Origin of the sequence: Gemmatimonas sp., from assembly GCF_044345575.1 — a bacterium.
Taxonomy (GTDB): Bacteria; Gemmatimonadota; Gemmatimonadetes; order Gemmatimonadales; family Gemmatimonadaceae; genus Gemmatimonas.
Genome location: NZ_JBIJAW010000148.1, coordinates 1 through 7,985, shown reverse-complemented (window position 1 = coordinate 7,985; position 7,985 = coordinate 1). Strand labels below are relative to the sequence as shown.

Here is a 7,985-nt window from a genome sequence, read left to right as displayed (position 1 = left end):
CGTGCTGGCCGCGAAGTCGCACCTGTATACGCCGGCCGTGGGCCTGCGTTCGTCGCCCGGGGTCACGCTGAGCTGGATGTTCGGTGAGAAGCCCAAGCGCGCCACGCTGGCCATCGTGGACAGCCTTGGTGCGGTGCTGCGCGAGTTCACCGGCGATACCGCGTCCGCCACGGCGGCCGGCCCGGCCGGTGGCCGTCGTCGTGGCACGAGCAGCACGTTCCCTATCGCCGCAGGGCTCACGCGTCTCACCTTCGACCTGCGCGCCACGGGCATCGAAAGCTTCCCGGGGATGGTGCTCTGGGGTGCTGGCACGGCAGGCCCCGCGCTGCCGCCGGGCAACTACACGGTGCGACTCACCGCCGATGGTCAGGAGTTCAAGGCGCCGTTGCGCATCCGTCGCAGCCCGCTGCTCCCCGAGGTCACCGACGCTGACCTGCGCGCGCAGTACACCTTCGGCAAGCAGGTGCGCGACAAGACCAACGAAGCGCAGCGCGCGGTGATCGAGATCCGTCGCGTGAAGTCGCAGCTCGATGACCGCTACAAGCGCGCCAACGACGATGCGCAGCTCAAGTCGAAGGGTGAGACGCTGCGTACGAACGCGTTTGCCGTGGAGCAGAGCGTGTATCAGGTAAAGAATCAGTCGGGACAGGACCCGCTCAACTTCCCGATCCGGGTGAACAACCGTCTCGCCAACCTGCTCTCGATGGCCGAGCGTGGTGACGGCCCGCCGGGCACCTACATGCCGGAGATCCTTTCCATCCTCACCAAGGAACTCGGCGGCTACCAGAGCACGTTGGAGAAGGTGTGGAAGAACGATCTCACCGCGGTGAACGCCGAGCTGGCGCGTCTCAAGCTGCCGCCGCTCGATCCCAAGTGCACCGTGGTGGCCGGATGTACGGCGACTCCTTGAGGGCGTGAAGATGAAGCGGCAGCAGGTACTGACGATGGTGCTCAGCGCATTTGCGCTGGGCACCATGACCGCGTGCGGTTCGAGCGTGCGTTCCAAGGTCATCGACGCGATGTCGGGGTGCGTTCAGGCGCGCAATGCGCTGTTCAAGGCGGGGAAGGCGGATGTAGCGCTGGCCACGCCCTTGCCGGCGGCAATCGACTCGATTGCCGATGAGACGGCCTACCGGTTCGGCTTCCTGGTGTATCAGGAGGCGGCGAATGCCGCGGAAACGCAGGCGGAGCTCACCTGTGCGCTCGAGCTCGGCGCGCACTACGAGCACGCGGATGTGCGCACGTGGCTGCAGTACTTCTTCCGCAGTCCCGATGCGCCGGTGGCGCAGCATGCGAAGCGCCTCTATGAGCAGCAGTTGGTGCGTATCGGTCGGGCGGTGCCGGCGACGCCTTGAGTGCTTCGTGTCGGCGGGAAAAGAGGGCACGAGGCTTTTGCTTCGTGCCCTTTGTTTTGGCCTGGGCTCGAGAACCAGAGGAACCACGTGTGTGACTGACAGCACGCCCGTTCAGGGTAGTGGGTCATGGGTCGAGGGTTGTGTGTGGGTGCAACACCAACTCATAACCCTCGACCCACGACGCTTCACGTTGAACCGGGCAGCTATCAGTCGCACACGTCCCCGGCTGCGGCTGCTCAACACCCGATGGATCTCGTCGTCGTGACGCGTCGCGCAGTAGCGGAATGCTGAACGGCACGGACGGAATGCAAACGGGGGCGTCACCAGATCGGTGACGCCCCCGCTCTTCGTTCATGACGAGCCGCGCTTGCTCAGCGCTCGATCTTGACGCCGATCATGCCCCACGGCTTGTAGAACTCGAAGCTCGGGTCGTCGCCGCCACCGCCACGGTTCTGACGGTCGCCCACGTACGCGCGGAGCGGGGTGTTCGACAGGTTGATCGCTTCGCCGAAGATCTTGATGCCCGGGCGGAGCTGGTAGCTGCCCGACGCGTCCACCTGGAAGCGCGACTTGGTGCGCGTGTCGGCTTCCGGCGAGATGGCGCTGATGGTGGAGACGAACGAGCCGGAGTAGTTGCCGCCCACGCGGAGCGACAGCGGGCCCTTGTCGAAGAAGAGACCCACGTTGCCTGCCTGCGGTGCCTGCTCGGGGATCGGCGAGTCCACACCGTCGCGGCCACGGCCGGGGATGTCGGCCGACGACTTCGTGTAGGTGTAGTTCGCGTTGATGCCGAACGACTTCAGGATGCCGGGGAGGAACGTGAAGTTCTGCTGCCAGGCGATTTCGAAGCCGTACAGGCTGGCCGTCGGGCCGTTCACCGGCTGCACGATCTGCTGCGCATCCGGGCCGACCGCGTCATCCGCCGTGCGGGCACGCGCGGTGGAGTAGATGAAGTTGTTGAGCGACTTCGCGAACGCACCGGCCGAAATGAAGCCGACGTTCTGGAAGTAATGCTCGATCATGACGTCGTAGTTGATCGCCGTCGTGGCCTTGAGCTCGGGGTTACCGACGCTCGCCGTCTGCTGGCCGGCCTGCACGTTCACGTATGGCACCATGTCGCCGAACTGCGGGCGCACGAGGGCCGTGGTGACCGCAGCCTTGACGTTGGTGTATTCGCTGAAGCGGTAGGTCGCGTTGACGCTCGGGAAGATATTGACGTAGCTCCCCTCGTCGGTCGTCTCGCGGATCGGTTCGGCGAGCGCCGAGCCGGCCGCGTTGAGGCGCACCACGTTACCCGCGTTGTTCACCCGCGTCGCTTCCACACGCACACCAGGCACGAGGCGGAGGTTGCCCGCGTCGAGGTTGGCCATGAGGTAACCGGCGTACACGTCTTCCTTCACCTTGAACGAGCCACCCGCCGACGTGGTGGCCGACGACAGCGCATTCACCGTGAAGGCGTTCGGATTGGCGGCGATGAAGTCACGCATGCGCGTGGGATCGAACGTGCGACCGAACGCGTAGTCGCCGTCGAAGATATTGCGGCCGGCCGTCTCGGTGGTGAGGGCGCCCATGAGCGTCGCCGCCGTCGCGTTCAGCGAGTTCGAGCCAAGCGCGCTCGTGTAGTTCGTGGTGACGAGCGTGTTCGAGCGGTCCTTGAGGCGCGCGGCGAGCCCCGCCTTGAGAGTGCCGCTGAACCCGCCGAACTGCACCGGAATCGAGCCGTTGATCTTGGCCGACAGATCTTCGTCCTTGGTGTCACGCTCTTCGTTCGCCAGACTGTTGAAGCCGAAGCGGGCGGGATCGTCGAACGAGCCGGTCACCACGTACGCCCGGGGACGCTCAGGGTCGGCGAAGTTGTACGCCAGTGACATGTTGCTCTGACGGAACGACATCGTGAGGGCGCCCGGGCGGTTTTCGGTGGCGCGCGAAACGCCCACAGCCCAGTCGAGCGACTTGCCGTCGCCGCTGTAGTGCTCACCGCCCAACTGCGCGGTATAGATGTCCTGAAGCACTTCACGCAGACGGATGTCGCGGTCGAACTGCGAGCCGGTGGTGATACCGGAATCGGCGCTCACCTGCGTCCAGCGGGAGCCGCCGCCACCACGGAAGCGGAAACGGGCGCGCGCACGGATCTCGTCGTCGTTGAACTGATTCCACGAGCCGCGCAGGAAGATCTTGCTGTTGTTGGCGAGCAAGTAGTCGAGCGTGCCGTTCATGCCGGTGCGCAAACGGTCCACCTGCGGGTAGTCGCGGTACTCGAAAAGGTTCGGCGCGTCGAGCGAGGTGAGCGACGGCGCGACACCACAGTTGCGCGTCTGCGAGCACCAGTCGCCTTCCACGTTCTGCGAGGCGCGATCGTTGCGATAGTACGTACCGCCCAGCATGGCGCCGAACTTCTGGCTCTTGCCGAAGCGCTTGCCGGCGTTCAGGCCGAGGTTGGCGAGGAGACCACCACCGAGCTGGTTGCCACCACCGGCTGCCGTGACGTTGAACAGCGTTTCGTTCGCGCGTGCCGAACGGGTCACGATGTTCACGTTACCGCCGATGGCGTCAGCGTCCATGTCGGGCGTGAGCGTCTTCGACACCTGAATCTGGCTGGCCTGGTCCGACGGCACGATGTCCATCGGCAGCTGGCGGCTGTTCTGCTCAGGCGTGGCGAGGCGGAGGCCGTTCACCGACATGCCGTTGAAGTTCGGGCTCGTGCCACGGATCTGCACGAAGCGGCCTTCACCCTGGTCGCGCAGCACAGCAATACCCGGGACGCGGGCCAGCGCTTCGGCCATGTTGGGGTCGGGGAGTCGACCGACGAGTTCGTTGTCGATCACACTGGCGATCGTCGATGCCGTGCGCTGCTGATTGAGCGCCGAGGCCTGCCCGACGACCTGACCGCGCACTTCGATGGCGGAGAGCGAGGTCACCGCTTCGGTGAGCTTCACATCGAGGACCGCCGTGCGTCCGTTGACCACCGTGACCGACTTGGTCTGCGGCGCATAGCCGATGTAACGGAACGTCAGGGTACGAGCGCCCGCAGGGACGTTCACAGCGCGGTACAGGCCGCGGTCCGTGGAGGCGCGGATGGACGTGCCATCGACGAGAACGAGGACGCCGGACAGGGGCCGACCCGAGGGATCGGTCACTGTGCCGGTCACGACACCCTGCGCCTGAAGCGCGGGAGCCACGAGGGCGGACGCCACAACGGCGCGGAGGAGGGAGGAGCGCATAGATCCGGAAATGAGAAAGGGGGCCGGTAACTGCACCGACCCCCAAGACTCAGTGGTCCAGATCACTACTTCGCGTTCACTTTGTAACGGACGTGTCACGGCGGACGATGCGTTCCTTTACGTTCCGCCAGTCGAAAAAGTGGAAGGTCCGGTCAGTCGACATCATCACCAGCATGCCCTCCGGAAATCGGGGGCCGAGCGGGGTCGCGGTGACCTCCACGCCGTCGGTCTCCATGGCGCCCACCGGGATCACCGCCAGCAGGTCGTGACGGCCTTCTCGCGTGAACACCCGGAGCCGCTGCCCCTGCTGGTCCGACACCAGGAGGTAGCCGGTACTGTCGCTGGTGGGGTAGATGCCTATCCCCTCGTGATCACTCACGAAGCCCGTGGTGCCGAACAGCGCCCGCTCCCTGTTCGCCTCGGCGGCGTCGGGATCGGCGGCATACTGCCGGATACCCACCGTTTCGTCGCTGTAGTACACCTGCTCGAGGCCACGATCGACGGCGATGGCTTCGATTTCCTTCTTGCCGCTGTAGGCACCGAAGGCGCGGACCTTGGCGCCGCCTACCACCCCCTGCGGATTCGCCGCGAGCCGATACTGCCAAAGGTAGCCCTCGGCCGGCCCGGACTTCCCGCCGACGATCGCGAAGACGGCGCCGTCCCGTGCACGACGGTAGAGCGCCACGCCCATGGGCGCTCGGCTTACGTCGCCGTCGAACACCGTGATGCCGCCGTTGTCGATCGGAGTCATCTCGGGCAGCCGGAACACACGAATAGCCTGACGCCCGCGCTCGGTGGCCACCGCGATCGAAATCGTGTCGCGCCCCAGCACGAAGCCGTCGACGATGTCCACGTTGTTCATGCGCCTGAGCGGGCGCTGCGTCCGGGTGGAATCGATGCTCCCATCAAGGCGGAAGACGTAGACGCCGCCAGTGGAATCTCCCTTGTCGGTACCGAGCACCAGCGAGCTCTCGGGGGCGAACCGATTGACCCAGATGGCGGGATCATCGGAGTCGTTGAGCACCGGCTGGGTGACGACGGTGGCGCGGAGTGTGTCCTGCGCGGCCGTTGGTCGGGCCGCGCTTTCGGCCGGTGGCTTCGCGTCGCCGCCGCACGAGGCGGCGAGTAACAGTCCGAGCAGGGGCAGCATTGCCGGGTGGGGTGCGGGGCGGCGCAAGGCAGGCATTCGAACGCTGATCGAGGAGACAAAGGGGAATCGCGAAACGCTACCAGCTTCCCTACGGGGGCACAGCCGACGGTGTGTCACGAACGGGTAAGGTCGTATTGCTCGATTGGTGAAACGTCCGGTCCGTCGTCCGTCCCCTCGACGCCGGTTACCTTTCGGCGATGACCACGACTCAGACTCGCCCCGTTGCACTGGTGACGGGAGCCTCGCGCGGTATCGGCCGCGCCATCGCGTTGCGCCTCGCCGCCACACATGATCTGGTGCTGGTGGCGCGTAGCGCTGACAAACTCACCGCAGTGGGCCGTGCCTGCGAGGCGGTTGGCGCGACGGTGCAGACCATGGCGCTCAATCTCCGATCCGTGGCAGCGGTGGGAGCCCTCGCCGATTTGCACGTCGACGTGCTGGTGAACAACGCCGGCGTGGCGGTACTCAAGCCGTTCCTCGAGATGACGGCCGAGGAATGGGACCGTCAGGTGGACGTGAACGTGAACGCCCTGTATCACGTGACGCGCGCGGTGCTGCCGGGCATGGTGCAGCGTGGCCGAGGGCATGTGTGCATCATCGGCAGCACGGCCGGGCGCAATACGTTCGTGGGTGGGACCTGCTACACCGGCACCAAGCACTTCGTGATGGGCTTTGCCGAATCACTCATGCTCGAGGTGCGCGATGCGGGGATTGGTGTGTCGGTCGTGACGCCGGGGTCAGTGGCCACCGAGCTGTTTCCGGAGGGCACCAACACCGCCTGGATGCTCGAGCCGGAGAACGTGGCTGATGCGGTGGCCTTCGCCGTGACGGCTCCGCCGCACATGCTCGTGCATCGTCTCGAAGTCCGCCCGCTGTCGCCCAAGCGGCCGCGCAGCAGCTTCTGACCATCAGGCGCTCATCTGCGCCCATTGATTCACTTCACACGACAGGCATGAGCGACGCGCGCGAACTGCTGGCGATCAGGGAAATTGCCCACGCATTTCTGCTGGCCGAGCACCCGGGCGATGTGCAGCAGTTCGCACTCGACCGTGTCACTCCACTGCTCGGGGCGACCTTCTCGCTGGTGATGCAGCTGAGCGCGGATGGTGAGTTGCTGCGTCCGGTGGCGCAGCACGAATGGCCTGCGGCGTACCGCCAATGGATCGGTGCCCTGCGGGTACGCGTGGGGGACGGGCCCAGTGGTGTGGCGGTGGCCGAGCGCCGGCTGGTGGAGGTCGTGGATCTGTTCGAGGACCCCGCACTCGACGGCTGGTACGATGTCGCGCGCGAGCTGGGTTTCCGCAGCATCCTCGTGGCACCGTTGGTGATTGCCGACGAGCCGATCGGAGCGGTGGCGTTCTACTTTGCTGACGCCACGCGCGTGACCGATGAGCAGCGCGCGCTCGTGCGACTGGTGGCCGATCAGCTGGCGGCAGCGACTGATAAGTCGCGACGTGCCGACGAACTCCGCCGCGCCAATGCGGCGCTCGCCGAGGCGAACGCCGAACTCGAGGAGCAGGCGCGGCAGTGGCAGGCGGCCCAGCGGGCGCGGGATGCGTCCGAGACGCTGGTGGTGGATGCCATGCTGTCGCTCACCGACGAACACGACGGCCGACCGGCCGCCGATCGTTTGCAGGCGGCGCACACGCTCGCTGTGGCCGCACGGGAGTATGTGGAGGTTACTCAGCCGTCTCTCACTCTCCAGCCCACCGATGTCGACCCGCGGCGGGCGTTGCTCGAGGCGGTGAGCCTCTGGCGTACCCGCGCGCCCATGGTCCCAGTGCAGGTAGACGAGCCTACGGTCATCCTGCCGACCATGCGCGCCGATAGTCGGTGGCTTCCGCGAACCATCGACCTCGTGCTTGGGCTCGCCGTTGCCGGGGCCGCGACCGAAGGCGGTCAGGCGCGGGCCGGTATCCGGCTGGGGCGTGGCTTCCTGACCATTCAGCTGTCGTGGGACGGACGCTCGATGTTTGACGGCCCTTCCGGGGACCGGCAGACGCGCGCCGCCGATATACTTCGGGTATGTCCCGACGCGCTTCGTTGGCATGCGCACGATCCGTACGCGGACGCCCGGCGCTGGGTGTCGGCGGTCGATCTGCCGCTCGCCCGCGCGCTGGCGTCACGTCAGGGTGGTGAGCTGCGCATCGAGACGGCCGGCGCGCCGGACGTCACCCGGGAAATGCTGCTTGTCTTCCCCGTCGACGTCGATCACGGCTAGCACGCCTCGGAATCCTGCGTCGAGATACTCCCCGAACC

The 7,985-nt window shown here is 66.2% G+C and carries 5 protein-coding genes and 1 pseudogene; 4 read left to right on the top strand and 2 right to left on the bottom strand.

Annotated elements, in window-relative coordinates:
- Both ACIQ6O_RS09940 and ACIQ6O_RS09935 read left to right on the top strand, forming a co-directional pair.
- Window positions 1-910, top strand: a pseudogene (locus ACIQ6O_RS09940) (glycosyl hydrolase); the annotation flags it as partial.
- 4 nt (window positions 911-914) lie between these two features.
- A complete protein-coding gene (locus tag ACIQ6O_RS09935; protein ID WP_396207630.1) occupies window positions 915-1,355 on the top strand; it encodes a hypothetical protein in 441 nt (146 codons plus the stop codon).
- A 371-nt stretch (window positions 1,356-1,726) separates the two neighbouring features.
- Here ACIQ6O_RS09935 and ACIQ6O_RS09930 read toward each other — a convergent pair whose 3' ends face one another.
- Window positions 1,727-4,576: a TonB-dependent receptor gene (locus ACIQ6O_RS09930; RefSeq protein WP_396207629.1), complete on the bottom strand. Its 2,850-nt coding sequence runs from the start codon at window positions 4,574-4,576 to the stop codon at window positions 1,727-1,729.
- A 76-nt stretch (window positions 4,577-4,652) separates the two neighbouring features.
- On the bottom strand, window positions 4,653-5,726 hold the full coding sequence (locus ACIQ6O_RS09925; RefSeq protein WP_396207628.1) for a phytase: 1,074 nt from the start codon (window positions 5,724-5,726) through the stop codon (window positions 4,653-4,655).
- Between the two features lie 197 nt (window positions 5,727-5,923).
- On the opposite strand from ACIQ6O_RS09925, the gene ACIQ6O_RS09920 reads away from it, so the two are divergent.
- Both ACIQ6O_RS09920 and ACIQ6O_RS09915 read left to right on the top strand, forming a co-directional pair.
- A complete protein-coding gene (locus tag ACIQ6O_RS09920; RefSeq protein WP_396207627.1) occupies window positions 5,924-6,631 on the top strand; it encodes an SDR family oxidoreductase in 708 nt (235 codons plus the stop codon).
- Between the two features lie 47 nt (window positions 6,632-6,678).
- Window positions 6,679-7,947, top strand: a complete 1,269-nt coding sequence (locus ACIQ6O_RS09915) for a GAF domain-containing protein (RefSeq protein ID WP_396207626.1) — start codon at window positions 6,679-6,681, stop codon at window positions 7,945-7,947.
- Window positions 7,948-7,985 lie beyond the last annotated feature (38 nt).